21 protein-coding genes are annotated in these 20,556 nt (G+C 62.8%); 14 read left to right on the forward strand and 7 right to left on the reverse strand.

What is annotated here, in order from left to right:
* Positions 1-17: 17 nt before the first annotated feature.
* Positions 18-314 carry a hypothetical protein gene (locus tag LB565_RS08825; protein ID WP_224582889.1) on the forward strand — a complete coding sequence of 99 codons (297 nt, stop codon included), beginning with the start codon at positions 18-20 and terminating at the stop codon, positions 312-314.
* A 497-nt stretch (positions 315-811) separates the two neighbouring features.
* Here the strand turns inward: LB565_RS08825 and LB565_RS08830 are convergent, their stop codons facing one another.
* On the reverse strand, positions 812-1,276 hold the full coding sequence (locus tag LB565_RS08830) for a hypothetical protein (RefSeq protein ID WP_224582892.1): 465 nt from the start codon (positions 1,274-1,276) through the stop codon (positions 812-814).
* A gap of 134 nt (positions 1,277-1,410) precedes the next feature.
* The gene (locus LB565_RS08835) at positions 1,411-1,821 is read right to left on the reverse strand and encodes a hypothetical protein (RefSeq protein ID WP_224582894.1); all 411 of its coding nucleotides are present in this window, start codon (positions 1,819-1,821) and stop codon (positions 1,411-1,413) included.
* Positions 1,822-2,243: 422 nt separating this feature from the next.
* Between LB565_RS08835 and LB565_RS08840 the strand changes: the two genes are divergently transcribed.
* The 7 genes from LB565_RS08840 to LB565_RS08870 all read left to right on the forward strand — a co-directional run bounded on the left by LB565_RS08840 (position 2,244) and on the right by LB565_RS08870 (position 6,376).
* A complete protein-coding gene (locus LB565_RS08840; protein WP_224582896.1) occupies positions 2,244-2,570 on the forward strand; it encodes a DUF736 domain-containing protein in 327 nt (108 codons plus the stop codon).
* A gap of 285 nt (positions 2,571-2,855) precedes the next feature.
* Positions 2,856-3,137, forward strand: coding sequence for a helix-turn-helix transcriptional regulator (locus LB565_RS08845; RefSeq protein ID WP_224582899.1), 282 nt, complete (start codon positions 2,856-2,858; stop codon positions 3,135-3,137).
* A gap of 16 nt (positions 3,138-3,153) precedes the next feature.
* The gene (locus LB565_RS08850) at positions 3,154-4,209 is read left to right on the forward strand and encodes a replication initiator protein A (RefSeq protein ID WP_224583113.1); all 1,056 of its coding nucleotides are present in this window, start codon (positions 3,154-3,156) and stop codon (positions 4,207-4,209) included.
* Positions 4,206-4,697 carry a DUF2840 domain-containing protein gene (locus LB565_RS08855; RefSeq protein ID WP_224582901.1) on the forward strand — a complete coding sequence of 164 codons (492 nt, stop codon included), beginning with the start codon at positions 4,206-4,208 and terminating at the stop codon, positions 4,695-4,697. Before LB565_RS08850 ends, LB565_RS08855 begins: the two co-directional genes overlap by 4 nt.
* Positions 4,694-5,239, forward strand: a complete 546-nt coding sequence (locus LB565_RS08860; RefSeq protein ID WP_224582902.1) for a S26 family signal peptidase — start codon at positions 4,694-4,696, stop codon at positions 5,237-5,239. The genes LB565_RS08855 and LB565_RS08860 overlap by 4 nt, the downstream gene beginning before the upstream one ends.
* A gap of 35 nt (positions 5,240-5,274) precedes the next feature.
* Complete coding sequence (locus LB565_RS08865) at positions 5,275-5,766, forward strand: DUF736 domain-containing protein (protein ID WP_411970621.1); 492 nt, start codon at positions 5,275-5,277, stop codon at positions 5,764-5,766.
* Positions 5,714-6,376: a lytic transglycosylase domain-containing protein gene (locus LB565_RS08870; protein WP_411970624.1), complete on the forward strand. Its 663-nt coding sequence runs from the start codon at positions 5,714-5,716 to the stop codon at positions 6,374-6,376. Before LB565_RS08865 ends, LB565_RS08870 begins: the two co-directional genes overlap by 53 nt.
* A gap of 372 nt (positions 6,377-6,748) precedes the next feature.
* Here LB565_RS08870 and tnpA read toward each other — a convergent pair whose 3' ends face one another.
* Positions 6,749-7,039 carry an IS66 family insertion sequence element accessory protein TnpA gene (gene tnpA, locus LB565_RS08875; protein ID WP_224582906.1) on the reverse strand — a complete coding sequence of 97 codons (291 nt, stop codon included), beginning with the start codon at positions 7,037-7,039 and terminating at the stop codon, positions 6,749-6,751.
* Between the two features lie 256 nt (positions 7,040-7,295).
* On the opposite strand from tnpA, the gene LB565_RS08880 reads away from it, so the two are divergent.
* Positions 7,296-9,035, forward strand: coding sequence for a relaxase/mobilization nuclease domain-containing protein (locus LB565_RS08880; protein ID WP_224582908.1), 1,740 nt, complete (start codon positions 7,296-7,298; stop codon positions 9,033-9,035).
* Positions 9,036-9,410: 375 nt separating this feature from the next.
* Here LB565_RS08880 and LB565_RS08885 read toward each other — a convergent pair whose 3' ends face one another.
* Complete coding sequence (locus LB565_RS08885; RefSeq protein ID WP_224582910.1) at positions 9,411-10,721, reverse strand: type II toxin-antitoxin system HipA family toxin; 1,311 nt, start codon at positions 10,719-10,721, stop codon at positions 9,411-9,413.
* Positions 10,721-10,975, reverse strand: coding sequence for a helix-turn-helix domain-containing protein (locus LB565_RS08890; protein ID WP_224582912.1), 255 nt, complete (start codon positions 10,973-10,975; stop codon positions 10,721-10,723). The genes LB565_RS08885 and LB565_RS08890 overlap by 1 nt, the downstream gene beginning before the upstream one ends.
* 293 nt (positions 10,976-11,268) lie before the next feature.
* On the opposite strand from LB565_RS08890, the gene LB565_RS08895 reads away from it, so the two are divergent.
* Together LB565_RS08895 and LB565_RS08900 are read left to right on the forward strand one after the other, a co-directional pair.
* Complete coding sequence (locus tag LB565_RS08895; protein WP_224582914.1) at positions 11,269-13,254, forward strand: conjugal transfer protein TraG; 1,986 nt, start codon at positions 11,269-11,271, stop codon at positions 13,252-13,254.
* A gap of 5 nt (positions 13,255-13,259) precedes the next feature.
* A complete protein-coding gene (locus LB565_RS08900; RefSeq protein WP_224582916.1) occupies positions 13,260-13,700 on the forward strand; it encodes a CopG family transcriptional regulator in 441 nt (146 codons plus the stop codon).
* An 88-nt stretch (positions 13,701-13,788) separates the two neighbouring features.
* Here LB565_RS08900 and ehuB read toward each other — a convergent pair whose 3' ends face one another.
* Positions 13,789-14,904, reverse strand: a complete 1,116-nt coding sequence (gene ehuB, locus LB565_RS08905; protein WP_224583115.1) for an ectoine/hydroxyectoine ABC transporter substrate-binding protein EhuB — start codon at positions 14,902-14,904, stop codon at positions 13,789-13,791.
* Between the two features lie 73 nt (positions 14,905-14,977).
* Between ehuB and ligD the strand changes: the two genes are divergently transcribed.
* Entirely contained in the window at positions 14,978-16,747 is a 1,770-nt protein-coding gene (ligD, locus tag LB565_RS08910; protein WP_224582917.1) for a DNA ligase D, read from the forward strand.
* Positions 16,748-17,054: 307 nt separating this feature from the next.
* A complete protein-coding gene (locus tag LB565_RS08915; RefSeq protein WP_224582918.1) occupies positions 17,055-17,492 on the forward strand; it encodes a hypothetical protein in 438 nt (145 codons plus the stop codon).
* Between the two features lie 78 nt (positions 17,493-17,570).
* Here the strand turns inward: LB565_RS08915 and LB565_RS08920 are convergent, their stop codons facing one another.
* Complete coding sequence (locus LB565_RS08920; protein ID WP_224582919.1) at positions 17,571-18,038, reverse strand: Lrp/AsnC family transcriptional regulator; 468 nt, start codon at positions 18,036-18,038, stop codon at positions 17,571-17,573.
* 126 nt (positions 18,039-18,164) lie between these two features.
* Between LB565_RS08920 and LB565_RS08925 the strand changes: the two genes are divergently transcribed.
* A complete protein-coding gene (locus LB565_RS08925; RefSeq protein WP_224582920.1) occupies positions 18,165-20,546 on the forward strand; it encodes a transketolase in 2,382 nt (793 codons plus the stop codon).
* The last annotated feature ends 10 nt before the right edge of the window (positions 20,547-20,556 follow it).

A 20,556-nucleotide genomic window follows, 5' to 3' on the forward strand; every position in this document is an offset into this window, starting at 1 on the left:
GGAAAGGAGTTTGAGCTATGTCCGGATTGCAACAGGAATTTCAGGTCGCCACGGATTCGCGCGCCGTTGCGCCCATTCGGCGTAATTCAAAGATCGTCAAGTTCGCTGAGGAGGTTGCAGGCGAAGAGTCCCATGAGATGCCGACCTCGGTTGAAATCTTTTCGGACAGGGGGCGCTGGTACTGTCGGGTTCGTCGCGGGAACGAAAAGACGCGGCCGATGGGCCCCTATACCAAACTGCAGGCTGAACGGATTCAGGAAGCTCGGAGAGCGTTGATCGCCAAAAGAGGCACCGCTCGGATTATGTTCGACTAGGAAGTATCCAGCAGCTTCAAACAAGCGTTATTTGCGAGTAGCGGACATTATCCTGGCGGAAGCGGCGCTCCAAATCGCTTCCTCGGCGCTGCCGATCTGAAGCGTCCACCTTTGGCGTCATTATCTCGAGCACGACGATGTCCCGGTCTGTTTCTCCGCCGGCCTTCCAAACACCCACCGCAGGCGCTGGAGATAGGCGGTCACTTCATCGAAGCGAGCCGCAAGTTCTTCTTTCGGACGGTCGAAATCCCTTCCGGGAAAGGTTTGCCCTTGGTTGTCGGAACGGGGGCAACAGAATTTGGACGAGGTACATAGTATCACCGCTATGCTGCGGATCTGAGAGGATTGCTTTTGAGCGAGAGAGTGATCGCGGCCACCCGGACGAGGCAAAAAGAAACGGGCGACGCTCGCCCGTATTCTCATGATTACCGGTCTTCGGCCCAGACGCATCTGCTTGGACTTTTCGCTCGCTGCCTTTTCAGCTTTCCGAGGCGACGTTACTCCCTCGCATGGCTCAAAATGCGAAATACCGGCCAATGAGCAATCGCTTCACGTAGTCTGCTGAAAAGCTTCCCTTCCATGCCGATGGCAGACCGAACTTGAATGGCAGCCCATCCGGCTTTCATGGTCCCGCCGACATGGCAATGGCAGACAATAGCGTGCAACTGCCAATCCGTAAGCTCGAAGAAGCGCTTCGCTTCGCCATAGGTATCGTTCTTCAATCCTTGCGCGCGCAATATGGGATCGGCGAAAGCGACGCTGAGTGCGGAGTCCAAGGACCGCGCCTTGTCACGCACGTCCAGGGTCATGTATTCCGTCCCGGGGAAGGCGGCGAGGCACCGTTCGGGATTTCGCTCGAGCAGCATGGCCCAATGTCCCAAACGCTGCCCTCGCGTCATAGCCGGAAAGGACACTTCGACTTCTGCGACCTCGTGTAGTTCTTCAAGTGTCTGATGTTTCATGGCGGTCTCCTGTTGGCGAGGCGCTCTGCCTGCAGAATGCACAGGTCGGAATGGGCCTCGGTCGTCCCTAGGCATGCGAACCAGCGGTGGGTCGGGAAGTTCCATTGGCGAGAAAATTTGACAGTGTGCCTGCTTCAATTTCCCGCTGTTTCTGTGCCTTGGACCATCCCGCGCAACGAGCTACTGCGATGCTTCGACCAGGCGTCGGAGCAAGGCGTGAGATCCAAATCCCCCGGCACGCAGCGAAGCTGTTCTTCATCGATCGCTTTCTCGTGCGCCTTGATGACGCTTTGGTAGTGCCGCCAGGTCAGGCCAGCGCCTCTCACCGCATCTCTTTCGATTCGAGAGGCAATTTGGTGGGCGTGCAGATAATGGAGCCGCAACTCGTCCAAGAGAGCTTTTTCAACAATTTCGTGGCACACCAGAAATGGTTCGAGCCGCACGTCCTTGCCTCTCCACCTGATGGTGCGCGGCAGATGTCGGTCGATGTAAATCGTCGTTGCATCCCTGCTGTACCCAGCTTCGATAGCAGTCAGCAACGACATTACCCGGTCATGCACGCGAGAGGAGGTCGATCCCGTCCGCGATCGCCAGATGGATCCAAGCTCTGATTGTGAACACGTCAGGCCGCGGTAACACCTGCACGGCGAAACGTTCCACATCCTCTCCTTTTGGCGCAGATGATCCAATCGTTCCGGTCTCTACATTTCGCGGAGCGCACCAACGACCTCTCGAACGGGCTGATCTGGCCGAAGGACGGCTGAGGCCTCGACCGCCTATGCCGCAACGGCGCCTCGCGCGTTTCTTCCCCTGGGTAAGCCCATTCCTCGCGCAACCAAGAAACCCGCGCCTGCGCCATCCTGCGCTTTGCTGCGGTCGCAAGCGATGCGGCGGCGGTCGCCTTCGGCCTCACGATCGCCATCGAGGCCGCATGGTGCGGGCTCGGAAACGAGAACGGAGACTGAAAATGGCTACCATCGGCACCTTCAAGAAGACCAATGCGAACGAGTTCACCGGCGAGATCATCATCCTCAGCGTCCAGGCCAAGGGCGTGCGCATCATCCCCGACACCCGGGCCAGCGGCGAGAACGCACCAAGCCACCGCGTTGTGGTCGGCAAGGCCGAGATCGGCGCCGCCTGGTCCAAGCGCTCCAACGAAGGCCGCGACTATCTCGGGCTCAAGCTCGACGATCCGAGCTTCACCGCTCCGATCTACGCCAACCTCTTCGCCGACGAGGAAGGTGAGGGCCACAGCCTCATCTGGTCCCGCCCCAACCGCCGCAACGGCGAGTGAATCGGCAGACGCCTCGCCCGGCACCGGGCGGGGCGTCTCCCGATGACGGCGCGCGGGCCTTCCCGCCGCGGACTCCCATGATCGAGCTTCCCGTCATCAGATGCGTTGCTGATGCGCGCCGGCGTGAAGATGGTTGAGCGCGGCTGCCGCTGCAGGCGCCGCCGCCACTCCCGAAAGTCGGTGCGAAATAGCGCCCCGCAATTGCGCACCTGATCACCGTCCCCTTGCTCCTCCATCCTGGCCATCGATCGCCGTTCAACCGCAACGGCCGGAAGGAGACACCTCATGAACGCCGACGCCGCGCCACTGCCGCCGCGCTACCTGCGCACTTCTGAAGCCGCGCATTTCCTCAGTCTTTCGGCGCGCACGCTTGAGAAACACCGCACCTATGGCACCGGGCCTGCCTATCGCAAACTTGGCGGCCGCGTCGTCTACGCTGTCGACGACCTCCAGGTCTGGGTTCAGCGCGGCGCGAAGACCTCGACATCCGATCCGCATGGCTCGGTGCTGCCCGCCAAGCCTCAGGCCGCCCGCCTGATCCCCTATGCCGGGCGCGAAAGGCGCTGAGCCGCTGATCTCCCCCATGTCGGCACGACCACGTCAACCATTGGAGCGCGAACAGCTCGACCTGTTTCAGGCGCTGCCGGGCGTCGTCGCGCCACGCGATGCGCAGGACCTCATGGCCTATCCCTTCTTCTCCCTCGCCAAATCCAGGCGCATCGCGCCGATCGACTTTCGCGCCGGCGATGTGGCGATCCGTGTCGAAGCGATGCCCGATCACGGCATGGCGACGATCTGGGATGCCGATATCCTGATCTGGGCCGCGAGCCAGATCGTCAGCGCGCGGGACGCCGGATTGCGCACATCCCGCCTGATGGCCGCGACGCCATACGAAATGCTTACCTTCATCGGCCGCGGTGTCTCGAAGCGAGATTACCTGCGCCTCAAGGCGGCACTCGATCGCCTGCAGTCGACAAGCGTCGTCACCTCCATCCGCCAACCCGCGGAGGGCCGGCGCCATCGTTTCTCGTGGATCAATGAATGGCAGGAGCGCTGCGGTCGAAACGGCCGCCCGCTCGGCGTCGAATTGATCCTGCCGGATTGGTTCTATCGCGCCGTCATGGACGACGCCCTGATCCTGACCATCGACCGAGCCTATTTCGGGCTGACGGGCGGGCTGGAGCGGTGGCTCTACCGGCTGGTGCGCAAGCATGGCGGGAGGCAGCGCGCCGGCTGGCGTTTCGACATCCGCCACCTGCATCGGAAGTCCGGCAGCCTCTCGCCGCTCAAGCGCTTCGCCTTCGAACTGCGTGACATCGTGCGGCGCCAACCGCTTCCCGGGTACCTTCTGTTCACGGAGGTCGAAGCCAGCGGCCGTGTGTTGTTGGCTTTCGAACCGGCGCCGACGCCTGTTGACAGGATCGTGCCATCTGGAACCCGAACTATCGTGCCATCGGGAACCGCATCCTCGTGCTTTCGGGAACCGCCACCGTCCTTAAGGGACGGGGCCGAAATGGGAAATCCCGGCCCTAACTTAGAGTCTAACTTTCAATCTAACAGTCTTGCGGGCAAGCCGCGGACTGGGGGTGGGGAGCAGAAGCGACGGTGCGTTGGGCGGCGCGAGGGAGACGGCACATGACGCCGTCTGCCCAATCGATGCCGCGCAGCGATCTCACTACGGTCGAGCTGATCTGGATCGAGAAGCGGATCGAGCACCGCATCCGCTTCGGATGCCCTGCGCATGAAACGATCCTCGACAAGCGGCGCCGCGTCGTCGGATTTGGGCCGGGCAGTGTCTTTGCGTTCGTCCGCTGGGCGGCGAATGACTTTGGCACTGTCGTTTCGCGCATCGACATCGTGCGCGCCGTCTTGCCCGCTGAACCTTTTCAGACGCTGCCTTACATCCGGCCAGGCGGCGAGATCCTGCTCAAGATCGCAGGCTGGGACAAGGTTGAGCGGGTTCTCCAACTAATCGATGCGATCGAGGCGAGCGGCCTCGATCCGGTTGAGGCAGCCCCTGACTACTGGCGTCAGACCCACAACCGACTGGTCGCCGGCGGAACGCCGTGTGCCTATTCGCTCGAGCAGCACCGCGCCTTTCTGTTGCGCAAGCGAGCGACATCATGAGCCGCGCTGCTTGCATGGCCGCGGCGCTTGCGGCCGTCGCCGCGACGATCGCTCCCGCTGTCGTGGAAATGCCGCCGCTGCTGCTATGGAACGCATCGGCCAGCGCACCAATCGGGCTCTATGCGATCAGGAAAATGGCCGTTCCTACGGCTGGCGCGCTCGTTGTCATCGAGCCGCCGGACCCGGTCGCACGGTTCGCCGCCAAGCGTGGCTACATTCCGCTCGGCGTGCCGATGCTGAAGCACATCGAGGGCCTTCCTGGACAGGAGGTTTGTCGCGTCGGCCGCGCCATCACCGTCGACGGGACTGCAGTGGGCAACGCACTGGAGCGCGACCGCAAGAGACGCGGGCTGCCTGACTGGCAGGGCTGCCGCACGATCGCGGCCGACGAAATCTTCGTCATGAACCGAATGGTCCAGGACAGTCTCGACGGCCGCTACTTCGGCCCGTTCCCAGTGGCTTCGATCGTCGGACGCGCAATGCCGCTTTGGACCGACGAGAGGGGCGATGGCCACTACAGCTGGCTTGCTCCCGCGAACTGAAATTCAACCCAGCCAACAGAGGAAGGAGATAGACCATGGCCGAGATCGGCGTCTTCACGGAAACAGAATCCGGTTACTCCGGGCGCATTCGAACACTGCTCGTGGACGTCGAACTGATGCTTGTCCCGATCAGGACGTCCAGCGGCAATGCGCCGGATTTTCGCATCCATATTGGCGATGGCAGCGGCCCCGAGGTCGGCGCGGCCTGGAAGGAATCCGGGCAGACGGCTGGCGACTATCTGTCGTGCCGATTGGAGGATCCGCTGTTTGGCCGGCGCTTCCGCGCCGGTCTCTTCCGATCGACGATGGCTCCTGGTCGCTGCGCTGGATCCGGCCGAAATGGCGGCCGGAGCGCGCTCGATGAGTGGGCCGTCGGCGCCGAACCGCGCGCACGAACGCCGCCGCGTCAGCTGGTTGTCTGGCCGGAGGCAAGCACGTCGGCTTGTCGCTGGCATTCTGATTTTCTGCCACGCGATCACGGGGGCCGCCGCACAATCCGCGCCGGTCTCCCGCAAATCCGCCGATGATCCATACGCTGCCCATATCGCCGAGGCGTCGCATCGGTTCCGCGTTCCTCAGCTCTGGATACGGGCAGTCATGCATATCGAGAGCGCCCGCGACCCGCGCGCCGTGTCGAGAAAGGGTGCTGTGGGACTGATGCAGATCATGCCCGAAACCTGGGCCGAGCTGCGCCTGCGTCACCAGCTCGGCCGCGACCCCTATGATCCGCACGACAACATCCTTGCCGGCACCGCCTATCTTCGCGAGCTCTACGATCGGTACGGTTCACCGGGTTTTCTCGCCGCCTACAATGCGGGCCCGGGGCGCTACGAAGCTTCCTTGAGGGGCCGCCCGCTGCCGGCCTCAACCCGCGCCTATGTCGCGAAGCTTCGCCCTTTGTCGGGCGGCGGTGATGCGCCCGGCGCGCTCACCGCCAGCCACAGCAAGGCCGTCACCTGGAAGGCCGCGCCGCTGTTCATAGTGCGATCCAGGTCCCTGGCCGGTTCCGGTCTTTCGTCGGGAGAACACGCTTCCGTCGGGGTCTCGTCGTCACCGTTGGGGCGCGAACTTTTCGCGGCAGGTTCGCAGCCGCGGCAGCTGTTCACTGGGTCCGACCTGCGGATATCGCAGCGATGACGAAGTGTCCGTCAGCTCGCGAGCCGGCGCCTTTTTCGACGTCGCAGGCTTTGAGGCGCATAGGCCACGGGGCAACAAGTAAGCGTTCGGCCGCGGCACGTCAGGTTATGCTTGACATGAATGCTGAGTTTGCAGGTTCAAGGAAGCAGACTTTCGACGCAGCCTGCTATTCTCGGGGAGCCTCCGATTTCGCGATTACTGCCTCAGCACGCTCTGTCGCGGCACGCAGCTCATCGCTCTGCCATGAATCGGCGGAATGGCCATCGTCGAACGATCGGTCGTGCGTCTCTCGCGCCCGAGACGCCAGCTCACGAAGCGCGGCAATGGCCTCGGCAAGCAGTCTTGTCTCTGCTCCGTTTGCGGAAGACTGGGTCATCTGTTTATCCCCATCGCGCTGCAACTATAAATCATCAACCGGGGTCGCAACAACATACGACCACTGCCATTGTGAGTTGTCCAATCCTCATCATTCGGCGAGAGCCAGCGCACGTTTACGGAGGTCCCGCTGCTCACCAGATGGTGGATCCACAGATCGAACGTCCTGATGGAGAGATGGCGCTGGCGGCAGAATTCCTGCGCACTGAGATTGCTGCCGAGCCAGCTCGCGACTTGCAACGACCAGCAGGGGCTCTTGCCCTTGGTCCAGAAGCGGCGAGGCGCCATCCGAATGTCCTCCACAAACGGAAGTAACCCGACATGATGCGAGATTGCACTACTTCAAACATGGGCAGGGACCGCACGGTTACGGAAACAACCGAGGGACGGCAAGATAAAAGGGCGCACATTGTGCTGCGGTCGGTTCGTTGTATTTGCTGGGTTTTTTGCCGCTTCCCGCACATTGCAGCGCCCCGGCGCAATGTGCTGGGAACAGCCAAATCATTGTATTTGCGGTACTTATGGCAAGGTGAGGGCCGGTGCCGTGTCCGATGAGCACGAGTTCCGCGTCCGTCCAGGCCGCATTCGCTCGACCCGAGCCCAATCGTCGCGGCCCTTCATCGCCCAGGCGCTTGCGGCGGCGCAAAAGGCTGGCGGCGGAATGTCGCGCGCAGGCCGGATCGGGACAGGCAACAGTTCGCGGTTCGGGCGCGGCAGGGCAGCGAGCCTACAGGCCAATCGCTTCCTCACCGGCCGCTCCCGCCTAGCCACGATCAAGACCCGCGTGGTTCGCCATTCGACACGCGGCGCGCCGCTGGCGACCCACCTCAACTATCTGCGCCGCGAGGGGGTCACACGCGACGACGCGAGAGCCCGCATGTTCGGACCGGAGGTCGACGATGCGTCGACCACGGCTTTTGTCGATCGCTGCAAGGACGACCGACATCATTTCCGCTTCATCGTCTCGCCCGAGGATGCCTCCGAAATGGCCGACCTGAAATCCTTCACCCGTGGTCTCATGGGTCGCGTGCAGAAGGATCTCGGCACGTCGCTCGACTGGATCGCGGTCGATCATTGGAACACCGACAATCCGCATGTCCACGTCATCCTGCGCGGCCGGGCCGACGACGGCCAGGACCTGGTGATCTCGCGCGACTATATCAGCCGCGGCATGCGCGATCGCGCCAGCGAGCTCGTCACCCAGGAGCTTGGCCCCCGGTCGGAGCTTGAGATCCGCCGGCATGTCGAGCGTCAGGTCGAGGCCGAGCGGTGGACCGGGCTTGACCGCCAGTTGTTCCGCGACGCAGGCGAGAACGGTGTCATCGATCTCGCGCCACGCGCCGATCGGAAGCCTGACGAATTCATCGCGCCAAAGATCGGCCGGCTGCGCAGGCTGGAAACGCTTGGCCTCGCCGAGCAGCTAGGTCCTGGCCAATGGATCCTCAGCGACAAAGCCGAGGCGACGCTGCGCCAGATGGGTGAGCGCGCCGATATCATCAAACGCCTGCATCGCGCATTCGCAGCCCGCGACATCGAACGCGCGAGCGCCAGCTATGTACTGGCCGCAGAGTCCGTCGGCGAGAGGATTAGCGGCCGTCTCATCGAGCGCGGACTGGATGACGAACTTAGAGGCAGCGCGTATGCAATCATCGATGGCGTCGACGGCCGTTGTCATCACGTGCGGCTCGCCGATCTCAAGGCGGCGGGCGATGGTGCGCCGGGCGCAATTGTCGAACTGCGCACATTCGAGGACGCTCAGGGTCGGCGTCGGCTGGCGCTTGCCGTGCGCTCCGATCTCGACATCGACAGACAGGTGGTTGCGGAGGGGGCGACCTGGCTCGACCGGCAGGCGCTTGCCCGTCCTGCGGCGGCTCTTTCCGACGGCGGCTTCGGCGCCGAGGTGCGCCAGGCGCTCGATCGGCGCGTCGAGCACCTGGTCGGACTGGGGCTGGCGGAGCGACGGCCGGGCGGGACCTTCTTTGCCGGCAACTTGATCGACACGCTGCGCCGAAGGGAGCTCGAGGCGCTGGGCGGCAGGATCGCGACCCAGACCGGCCGCTCGTTCAACCGTGCGGCAACCGGCGAATCCGTGTCCGGCACCTACAGCCAGCGCTTCGCGCTTGCGTCCGGCCGCTTCGCGATGATCGATGATGGCCTTGGGTTTCAGCTCGTGCCCTGGACGCCTTCGCTCGAAAGGCACCTCGGCCAGCATGTCAGCGGCAGCACCCGCGGCGACGGCGGTGTCGATTGGAGCTTTGCCCGCAAGCGCGCGCTAGGTCTCTAGCAGCTGAAAGGATGGGTCCTGCCATGTCGTCGCGAAAGCTCTTTAGAGCAGATCACGATTTTCCTGCGCGTGGCGCTGACGACTTGGACGGCAACACAATCGCGGCAGGGAGGCTTGGCGTTCGCCGCACCTCGGGCCGCGCTGGTCGATCGCGCCGGCTTGCCCGTCAACTTATGCGTCTGCGCGCGCAGGAGGCCGGCGAACGCCACGAGGCCTTCGCCACGGCGCGCGACAGCCTGGCGAAAGGCAGCGAAACTGCGGCAGGAGATTTCGGAAGATACGATCCGGTGTACCGAGAACAGGCAGTCGTAGCTGCGCAGCAGGCGATGTCATGTCCGGTTTGGTGGCCCTTGTCGGGCCGCTCTCTAGGCTTGATCAGCGTGCCTCGGCGAGAATTGTCGCGCGCCTGATTATCGCCGATCTGACCGACTCGACGAGCTGCGCGGGAAAGTGACGTGGCAACGACGAAATCACGGCCTCGGTCCACCGCTCGGCATTTGCGGAGATGTCTTCGAAAATCTTGCGCATCAGGGGCGTCCCCACGCCGGAAATGTCGGCGGTCTGCATGAAATGGCGAGGCACGATTTCATGTATGGAATAATGCCGGCTCTTTCCCGCAGACATCGCCAGCTTGAATTTCTTGCGAGAGATCTGTCCAGCATCAAGGCTCGGCTGCGCGGTCAGCACGTCGTAGAGCGGCGTCATCCGAAACCGCCCGCCGGGCCCGAGAAAAATGCTGAAATTCTTGGCATGGCCGTCGGTCGCGCCAATGAGCCAGAATATTATGCAAGCACGCAAAAACAGCGAGATGTCGTCTTCGGGCCTGTCGCTGCCCTTAAGAAGCTCGATGATCGACGGCATGCCGGGACCGCCCTCTGACTGGTACTTGCGTGTCGGCGGGACCGACAGTGCTTGACACGTATCCTCCTGTGGCAGGCGCAGGAGACGCCCGTCCCTGGCCCACAACCGGTCGAACCGCTCGACGATCAGCGTACGGCGCTCCCCGAAGTCGGCGATCTCAGTTTTGGCGGCGGGAACGCCGAAAGCGTCGATCAGCTTGAGGCACAGATATTCGTTCTCAACGCTGTTGGAGAGGTCGATGCCGTTCGGCAACCTGCCGATCTGCGGTTTCAGGATGTGGGTGGTCGCCGCCGTCCCGACCGGCTTGTACCAGCGTCCGTCCTTGCGTAGCAGCGCCGTCTTTTCCTGGGCGCCGGCGATCGAGATGCGGAAATCTTCATCCTCGCCGAGGCCAAGCGGGGCGACAGCGAGATTTGCGATCATCCCGGCGATATCCTTTTTGCTGACCGGCTTGCCTTCGCTGCTGCCAGGACTGCCGGGATCGGCGCCATCAGGCAGGAATTGCAATGCGCCGACGCAGTCATGGCCGAGGGCGGCAAGCATGCTGTAGGGGTCGGTGCCATCCGCGCCGACCCGTTCGGCAATACGCTTGCGGATGGCGTCATTGTCGGGAAGCAGGTTGTCGAAGACATTGACTACAGGCGCGCCGATATAGCGGTCCTCCCGCAAGGGAAGCGAAAGCGAGACGGGGAAGGTGCCGTGCCAGTCCAGCCATTCGCGGGCATATTGGAAGTCCACGGCGCCGGTGGATTGCCTGCGCAGCACGCCCACCAGCCGACCGTTCACGAAGACATTGAGCGGCGTGTGAGCCGGTCGCCGCGCCATCAGAACAGGTCCGCGATCTCGGTGGCGCTGCTTTTGCTGCGCGGGCGAACGACGAGTTCAAGGTCGAGGGCGGAGAGAGCTGCCATCAACGTACTGAGCTGCACTGCCGGCTCGCCCGCTTCAAGGCGGGACACGGTGGCCTGACGCAGGTGGATCCGGCTGCCAAGCGCCCCTTGCGTGAGATCGGCTTGTCTGCGGGCGCGACGCAGAATGGCGCCGAGTTGCTTTTCGTTGCGAGCGATCTGTTCGGTCATGATAGTCTCCTGGGGCATATATACGCGATCGCGTATGGTTTGGCAATATACGTGATCGCGTATAAGCATGCAGTATACGCGAATGCGTATAGAAGGTGGATATACGCGATCGCGTATGATGTCGGCTACTCAAATCCCTGGGCCAGGAGGGGCGGCGCTCTCGCTCGCGCGGGGCCCTTGGGCTTCCCGATTACCTGTCTTCCTTGCCGACAGTACGACGCGACGCGATCGGCGCGAGCCGGCGGTTGCATCTCGCATCTGCCTTGGCGAACTCTCCGCACGAGGAGAAGCGAATGTCGGGAACGAAAGTCCTTTGGGGACAGATCATCGTGGTCATCCTGATCGTGCTCCTCGCGATCTGGGCTTCGACGCAATGGTCGGCCTGGCAGCTGGGCTTTCAGGAGCGGCTGGGGGCCCCTTGGTTCGTCATCGGCGGCATGCCAGTCTATTATCCGCCCGCCATCTTCTGGTGGTGGTATTTCTACGACGCCTACGCACCAGCCATCTTCGCGCGCGGCGGTCTGATTGCCGTCTCGGGCGGCTTCATCGCGATCGCTGTAGCGATCGGCATGTCGCTGTGGCGTGCCCGCGAGGCGAGGGAGGTCGCGACCTATGGCTCCGCGCGCTGGGCCGAAAGAAGCGAGGTGCAGGCGGCAGGCCTGCTCGCCCCCGACGGCGTGGTGCTGGGCCGCTATGGAACCCACTATCTGCGACACGACGGGCCTGAGCATGTGCTTTGCTTTGCACCGACGCGTTCGGGAAAGGGTGTCGGGCTTGTTGTACCATCGCTGCTGACCTGGCCTGCCTCGGCGATCGTCCATGACATTAAGGGCGAGAACTGGGGTCTGACCGCAGGCTTCCGCGCCCGCTACGGCCGGGTGCTGCTGTTCGATCCGACCAATGCAAGATCGGATGCATACAATCCTTTGCTCGAGGTTCGCCGCGGTGAATGGGAAGTCCGCGATGTGCAAAACATCGCCGACATCCTGGTCGACCCCGAAGGCTCGCTTGAACGGCGCAACCATTGGGAAAAGACGAGCCACGCGCTCCTGGTCGGCGCGATCCTCCATGTGCTTTATGCCGGACCGGACAAGACGCTTGCCGGCGTCGCTGCCTTCCTCTCCGATCCGAAGCGGCCGATCGAATCGACCTTGGCCGCGATGATGACGACGCCGCATCTGGGGGAGGGCGGTCCGCACCCGGTCATCGCCAGCGCCGCCCGTGAGTTGTTGAACAAGTCCGACAACGAACGCTCCGGCGTGCTCTCGACCGCGATGTCCTTCCTTGGCCTCTATCGCGATCCGGTGGTGGCGGAGGTGACGCGCGCATGCGGCTGGCGCATCGCCGACCTGGTCGCCGATCCTCGTCCGGCGACGCTTTATCTCGTCGTTCCACCCTCCGACATCAGCCGCACCAAGCCGCTGATCCGTCTCATCCTAAACCAGATCGGCCGCCGTCTGACCGAGGATCTGCAGGCCAGGACGGATCGCCATCGATTGCTCCTGATGCTGGACGAGTTCCCGGCGCTCGGACGGCTCGACTTCTTCGAATCCGCGCTCGCTTTCATGGCCGGCTATGGGTTGAAAAGCTTCCTGATCGCGCAGTCGCTCAACCAGATCGAGAAGGCCTACGGTCCGAACAATTCTATTCTGGACAACTGTCATGTACGCGTCAGCTTCGCGACCAACGACGAGCGCACCGCCAAGCGCGTCTCCGATGCCCTGGGCACCGCGACCGAGCTGAAGGCTATGAAGAACTATGCCGGTCACCGCCTCTCGCCTTGGCTCGGTCATCTCATGGTTTCGCGCTCGGAGACGGCGCGACCGTTGCTGACGCCCGGCGAGATCATGCAACTGCCGACCGGCGACGAGATCGTCATGCTGGCGGGCACGCCGCCTATCCGGGCGAAGAAGGCGCGCTATTTCGAAGACCCGCGGTTGCGGGAGCGCATCATGCCGCCGCCGGCTGTCACGACTCGAGCCGAGGCGGAGCCTGACGATTGGACGGCGCTTCCATTGCCGGTTCCGCCAGCCGGGATGGCAGCCGCAACTGCCCTGGCGAAAGTCCCGGACGCGTCGACCGAGTCCGAATTGCGACGTCAGCCCGAGCTCGATCCGCTTCTCCCGGCTGCGGCGGAGTTGCCGCCCGTCAACGAATTCGAGATCGAAGCGCCTGAGGAGACGGATGATCTCGCCGCGAAGAGCAGCCGGATGGCTCGCCTTGTTCGGGGCGTGGCGCGTCAGATCGCGCTCGATCCGGACGATGGCATGGAGCTGTGAAGGCCATGGCAGCAAGAAAGAAGAAGGTCCAGATTTCCGTCTATCTCGATCCTGCCGTGATGGCCTTGCTGGTCGACTATGCCGCCCGGCGCGATCGCTCGCAGTCGCTCATTGCTGAAGCAGCGATCGCCTCGTTCCTCTCTCCGGATGCAGACGCGCAACGCGAGGCGGCGATCTCCAAACGTCTCGACCGGATCGATCGCCGGATTGCGCGGTTGGAGCGCGATGTCGGCATTTCGGTTGAAACGCACGCGGTCTTCATCCGCTTCTGGCTCGCCACCACTCCGGCCTTGCCTGAGCCGCTGGCCCAGGCGGCGCGCGCCAAGGCAAGCGAGCGTTATGACGCCTTCGTTTCCGCACTTGGCAGGCGGCTGGCCAAGGGGCCGAGCTTGCGGCAGGAAATCCCCGAGGACGTCGTGCCATCCGGCGATCCCGAGCGACAGTGATATGAGGGTCTGCGGGCGAAGGCGCCGCCCGGGCCGCGCGGCTCGTTAGGTCCTGCGATTGCTGGACGTCTTCCCGTTGCCGAACCGGTCAGTTGGGGGCTCCGCACAACTGCGAGGTCGTCAATCCTGGCGGCACGTTTTCCGTGGGACCAAATCCGTACCTCGCCATGATGGTGGCAATCGTGCCGTTCGACATGATCTTGGCCAGCCCCTGATTGTAGAGGTCGCGCAGGTCACGATCATCCTTCCTGAAGGCGATCGCGACGTAGCTGATCGACTTCTCGTCGGTCGTGAATGGGGTGGCGCGCTCCAGATCGGGGCTCTTTTTACCGGCCAGCAGCCCGATCGCCGTCGGGGAAGAAAACACCGCGGCGTCGATGCGGCCGGCGCGCAGTGCCGCGATGTTGGTCTCGATGTCGGGAAACTGCAGGATGCGATCCTGAGGGACGCCCTCGGCCATGGCGTTCTGGATGACGTTGCTGCCACGCCCGCCGCCCATGATGGTCTCGGCCTTCTTGGCAAGATCCGCATAGCTATGAATCGCCTTTGGGTTGCCGGCGAGTACGATCGCCGCGTCCATCTGCCTCAGGTCGGGAGCGCCGAAGGCGACCTGCTGGCATCGCGGCGGCGTTATCGACAGGCCGGACGCCACGGCGTCGAAACGGCCTGCCATCAAGCCAGGGATCAATGCGCCGAACTCGGTGACCTGGAAGTCGATCTGCTTGACGCCGAGGTCGGCGAACGCCGCTCTGAGCAGGTCCGGGTGCCAGCCGAGCAACTCGCCGGTTTCTTCCTTCTTGTAACCCCATGGCGCGCGGTTGTGGATGCCGATCACGATCCTGCCCTCTCTCAAGACGCGTTCCTTTGTCGTTTCCGCCGTGGCCGGCAGCACAGATCCGACAATCGCGGCATAGGCGATGCAGGCCAGGCCAATGGCGGCCGATCGGGCTCGAAATTTCATCGTGCAGTCCTCCCGTGAGATTGAGTTGCGCGCAGGGGTCCGACCCCAGCCCTTCAACGCTACGTTGAGGGTCGCTCGTTCGTCAATATAGATATACAAAATATGTACAAAATATTGCGACCACGAGAAGCGGCTCGCCGCTGGAGTGACCGTTAAGCGAATAAGGCACGGCGCACGATCATCGCCTACAAGGTCTAGGGGCTTCAGAGGCAGCAGCCGACCGCGTCGGCGGCCGACAATCATATTCAATTTTGCTAAAATCTCCGGAACCGATTGCTCCGGCCCGGTTTGAATCCCGGTTCAGGAGTTCGAGTGCATGCGTAAATCGACCGGTCACCTCGCCTTCATCGAATTCCAATCACCGACGCTGGTCGAGAACGCTCCTGCCGACACGGACTGGCTGCACGAAATCAAATACGATGGCTACCGGACCGAGCTTATCGTTGAAGGTGGCGCGGCACGTGCCTTCACTCGTCGCGGCTATGACTGGTCGCATCGATACAAGCGTATCGTTCAGGCGGCGGCGAACCTGCCGGTCCGATCCGCGATCATTGACGGAGAAGCTGTGGTTCTCGGCAACACCGGCCTGCCGGATTTCCAAGCTCTCGAGCGGGAGCTCGGAAATCCGAACTCGCCGAAGCTCATGTTCTTTGCGTTCGATCTTTTGCACCTCAACGGCCGCGACCTTCGACAGCAGCCGCTGATTGAGCGCAAAGCTGCGCTGCACAGGCTCCTGCAGGAAACGGCTCCAACACTGACCTATGCCGAACACCTGGAAATCAGCGGCAGTGAAGTTTTCGACCATGCCTGCCGCATGGGCCTGGAGGGCATCGTCTCAAAGCGGGCTGACTCTCCCTACCGCTCCGGTGTGCAAGCGAGCTGGCTCAAGGTGAAATGCGTCAAGAGCGACACGTTCCCGATTGTCGCTTTCGTCGAAAAGCTTGGCGCGCAGCCACGCCGCATTGCTTCGCTCTATATCGGCAGATGGCAGGGCGAGCGGCTGCTCTATGCTGGAAAGGCGCAAAGCGGCTATACGCTGGAGGCAGCCCGGCGGGTTCGCGAGCGGCTTGATCCGCTCATCATCAGCAAATCACCCCTCTCGGAGCCCATCAAAAAACCCAAGGCAACGTGGGTCCGGCCGGAGGTGCTGGCGGAGGTGCAGTTCAGTGGCGTGACGGACCGGGGCATCTTGCGCGAGGCCGTGTTCAAGGGATTGCGCGAGGATCTCCAGGTGATCCCGGCGAAGCCGCCGTCGCCCTCCAAGCGCAGGTTGGGGGGCCAACATGGCGTTCCTCGCGAGAACATTCTCCAGTTGCTACCCGATGCTGTTGCACCTTCCAAGGAAGAGCTTGCGGGCTACTGGCAGCGAGTGGCCGACCGAGCGCTGATCCATTTGGGACGAAGGCCACTGAAGCTGGTACGTCATGCGCACGGGGCCATCTTCTATCACAAGGGACCGCTCCCTCCGATACCAGGACCGGTGCACCAGCTACGCGTTCAGAAGCGCGAGGGCGGCGAAGGTGTTCGGGTCTGGGTAGACGATCTCGACGGGCTGCTTGGGTTGGTGGAAATGGACGCTGTCGAGTTACACCCTTGGAACGCCACTGTTGACGACATCGAGCATCCAGATCAGCTCGTGCTCGACCTCGATCCGGGCGAAGGCGTGCCATGGGATGCGGTGATCGAGGCGGCGCTGTCGCTACGTGACATCATGGAAGCAGCTGGCTTGCGGAGCTGGCCGAAGGTCACCGGGGGCAAAGGCATTCACCTGACGGCTCCGCTGGCTTCGGGTGTGACCCACGACAGGGCGCGGCAACTGGCCAAATCGCTCGCCCAGCGGCTCATCGATGCCAAGCCGGACCGTTACCTTTTGTCAGCCGATCCAGCAGCCCGACGGGGTCGCATTTTCCTCGACTATCTTCGCAACGGGCGCGGCAATACTGCAGTCGGTACGTTCTCGCCACGAGCGCGGCCCGGCTTTCCTATTGCCCATCCTGTCACATGGACGCAGATCGAGCGGGGAATCCGGCCGGACGCCTTCACCATCGACCATCCATTCAGGGCTGCTGTTCGAAAGGCAGCGTAGTGAGAAGCCGCTTAACTTGCGGCGCTCAGTTCATCCTTCTGGAAGCGAAGGCGAGTAACCACGCGGCCTAATGACGTTGAAGACCTCGCCACTTCTATGCCGATCACGTGCGCTTGCGAAAAGCCACAGAACCGGCGGTCCAGCCATGCATCCAGTAAGCGAGCCCGCAGAGCGCCATCAGTTATGCGTGGCCAAAGCACCAATTTGGTCCAGGCGCAACATCCGAGGATCGTGTGCGTTCTTTAAATTGGAGAGCTGCGGCCGATCTGCCGTATCTCATGCGATGACAGGTCGGAGGCGGCCAGAAATGTCCAAGTTCAAAGAGGCCCTTGAGCGGGGCAAGAAAGCTCACCATCGGCAGGACGAGAACGCGGATGGGAATACTCCAAAGGTGGACTTTGGCACCCAAGCCAGAGCTTGGCTAAAGGAGGTCGTCGTTGCCTCGTTGGAAACGGCCAAGGCAGACGTGGCGGGAGAGGTGACCATCGATGTAAACCCCATGCCGCGCCGCGAGGCTAGCGCCATTGCGCCGTCTGTTGAATTCCGAATTTACGGGAACGGAGCAGGCGAGAAAAGCCACGCAAGGGCGTTCAGGGTCAGCGTTTCGATAAGTGGGGAGGCGTCAGTTTCTGCACCCGGCATGGTGGCGGAAGATATAGGAAGCATTGCGGATAAGTCTGACCAAAGATTCCGCCACCTGCTGGCGAAATTGATCGAGGTTGCGGCCAGGGACGGACGATCTTGAGGTGCATCCGCGCTCGATCAGCGCAAGGTCACGCAGACCGGCTGCCGCCGCAATGGCCGTCGCAGAATACTTGCTCGATCAGACGGGCAGAACTTCCGAGCGCTTGACCTGACCCAGGGCGAAACTGCTTTCGATCGAAGCGATGTTATCCAGCCGCGTCAGCTTGTCCTTGATGAACCGCTCATAGGCCTCGAGGTCGCGCACCACGATGCGCATCAGGTAGTCGCGCTGGCCGGTCATCAGATAGCAGTCGACCACCTCCGGCCAGCGCAGCACGGCTTGCGAGAAGCGGTCGAGATCGTCCTCGCGTTGCCGTTCAAGCTTGATCGACGCGAAAGCGCTGATCGGCAGGCCGAGCTTCTTCTGGTCGACGACCGCGGTGTAGCCCTTGATGACGCCGGCGTTCTCCAGGAGCCTGACGCGCCGCGCGCAAGGGGAGGGCGAAAGACCGACGGCTTCGGCGAGGTCGTTCGAAGTCGCCTTGGCGTTCTTCTGCAGCGCGGCGATGATCTTCAGGTCGATTGCGTCAAGCGCTGGATTTGGCATCGTTCCCTCTTTTGGGCGTCGTTATTGGCTGGGTCAGCCAATATCATCGATCGCTTTGCGCAAGAATAGCCACATTCGGAAGGTCGACCCAGGTATCGTTGAGCCGCGATTTCACGGGAGCCGACGATGACGATCCTTTCCGAGCTTGAACGCAAGGTCCTCTGGCTGGCCGTCTGGATGATCCACTACGCCAATCACCTTCGGGACTCGACGGACGGCCTCAAGGTCGGCGGCCACCAAGCCTCGTCGGCGTCCGCCTCGACCTTGATGACGGCGCTCTATTTCAAGATCCTGAGGCCGCAGGACCGCGTCGCCGTCAAGCCGCATGCCAGCCCGGTTTTCCATGCCATACAGTATTTGTTCGGCAAGCAGACGCTCGAGCAGCTGCAGAATTTTCGTGGGTATCGCGGCGCGCAATCCTACCCGTCCCGAACCAAGGATATCGACGACGTCGATTTCTCGACCGGGTCGGTTGGACTGGGCGTGGCGCAGACCCTGTTCTCCTCCCTGGTCCAGGATTATGTCAGGGCAAAAGGCTGGAAGACCGATCGGCCGGAAGGCCGGATGGTCGCCCTGCTCGGCGACGCCGAAATGGATGAAGGCAATATCTTCGAGGCACTTCTCGAGGGCTGGAAGCACGGCCTGCGCAACACCTGGTGGGTCGTCGATTACAACAGGCAGAGCCTCGACGCGGTGGTGCGCGAAGGCCTGTGGCAGCGTTTCGAATCCATCTTTCGCAACTTCGGCTGGGATGTGGTGATCCTGAAACATGGGACGTTGCAACAGGCCGCCTTCGAGGAGGAGGGCGGCGAAAAGCTGCGGACTTGGATCGACGCATGCCCCAATCAGCTCTATTCCGCGCTGACCTTCCAGGGCGGCACTGCATGGCGCAGGCGTCTGCTGGACGATCTGGGCGATCAGGGACCGGTCAGCCGTCTGATCGAGAAGCGCAGCGACGAAGACCTTGCGGCCCTGATGGCAAACCTCGGCGGCCACGATCTGGCGAGCATCATCGATGCCTTCGAGGAAGCGCGCGGGCATGATCGCCCGACCTGCTTCATAGCCTATACGATCAAGGGCTTCGGCCTGCCGCTCGCCGGCCACAAGGACAACCACGCCGGATTGATGACACCGGCGCAAGTCGACGCGCTGCGGCAAGGCATGGGAGTCCGCGAGGGCCGCGAATGGGACATGTTCGAGGGCCTCGCCTACGAGGAGAGCGCGATACGATCCTTCCTCGCGTCCACGCCTTTCGCGCAGGCAGCCCCGCGTCGTCACAAAGCCCCAGCTATTCCGGTGCCGGCGCGCATCAGCTTTGCCGCTCAGCCGTTCATGTCGACACAACAAGGCTTCGGGCTTTTGATGCACGAGATCGCAAAGTCGGACAGCGATTTTGCAAGCCGCGTCGTCACGACGTCACCCGACGTGACTGTCTCGACCAATCTCGGCGCCTGGGTAAACAAGCGGGGTCTGTTCGCGCCCGGCGATCAGGCGGACATTTTCCGCGAGGAGCGCATTCCCTCCACCTTCAACTGGACGTTTGCGCCGTCGGGACAGCATTTCGAACTGGGCATCTCCGAGATGAACCTTTTCACGATGCTTTCGGCGCTCGGCCTGTCGCACTCGCTTCACGGTGAGCGCCTGCTTCCGGTCGGCACGCTCTACGATCCCTTCATCGAGCGCGGGCTCGATGCGCTCAACTATGCCTGTTACCAGGACGCCCGCTTTATTCTGGCGGCGACGCCCTCCGGCGTGACGCTGGCTCCCGAAGGCGGAGCGCATCAGTCGATCGCCACGCCGCTGATCGGTATGGCGCAGGACGGTCTGGCGACGTTCGAGCCGGCCTATGTCGATGAGCTGGCAATCATCCTGCGTTGGGCATTCGACTATATGCAGCGTACCGGCGAAGCGGAACCTGACGACCATACCTCGCTGCGCGATCAGACCGGAGGTTCGGTCTACTTGAGGCTCTCGACGCGCTCGATCGAGCAGCCGACGCGCCCGATGGAAAGCAAGCTGGCGCGCGACATCGTCGATGGCGCCTACTGGCTGCGCAACCCCGGGCCGAACGCCGAGCTGGTGATAGCTTATACTGGGGCAGTCGCGCCGGAAGCGGTACAGGCGCTGGGTTTGATGGCCGGCGATCGCCGCGATATCGGGCTTCTGGCCGTGACCTCGGCCGATCGGCTGAACGCCGGCTGGTCAGCCGCCGCCCGGGCGCGCCAGTACGGCCATCCGCGCGCCTCAAGTCATGTCGAGCGGCTTCTGGCCGGTCTTCCGGCTTCCTGCGCCATCGTGACGGTGTTGGACGGGCATCCCGCGACGCTCGCCTGGCTGGGATCGGTCCACGGCCACCGTACACGCGCGTTGGGGGTTGAGCATTTCGGCCAGACCGGCACGATCGCGGATCTCTACCGGCATTACGCGATCGACGCACAGGGTATCTTGGCTGCGGCGCAATCGGTTTCGATCGGCCGGCCGCTGAGGCACCTCGGCTCCGCCGCCTGACGATCGATCA

Source organism: Mesorhizobium sp. CA14 (genome assembly GCF_020165195.1).
In the GTDB taxonomy this organism is placed as follows: Bacteria; Pseudomonadota; Alphaproteobacteria; order Rhizobiales; family Rhizobiaceae; genus Mesorhizobium.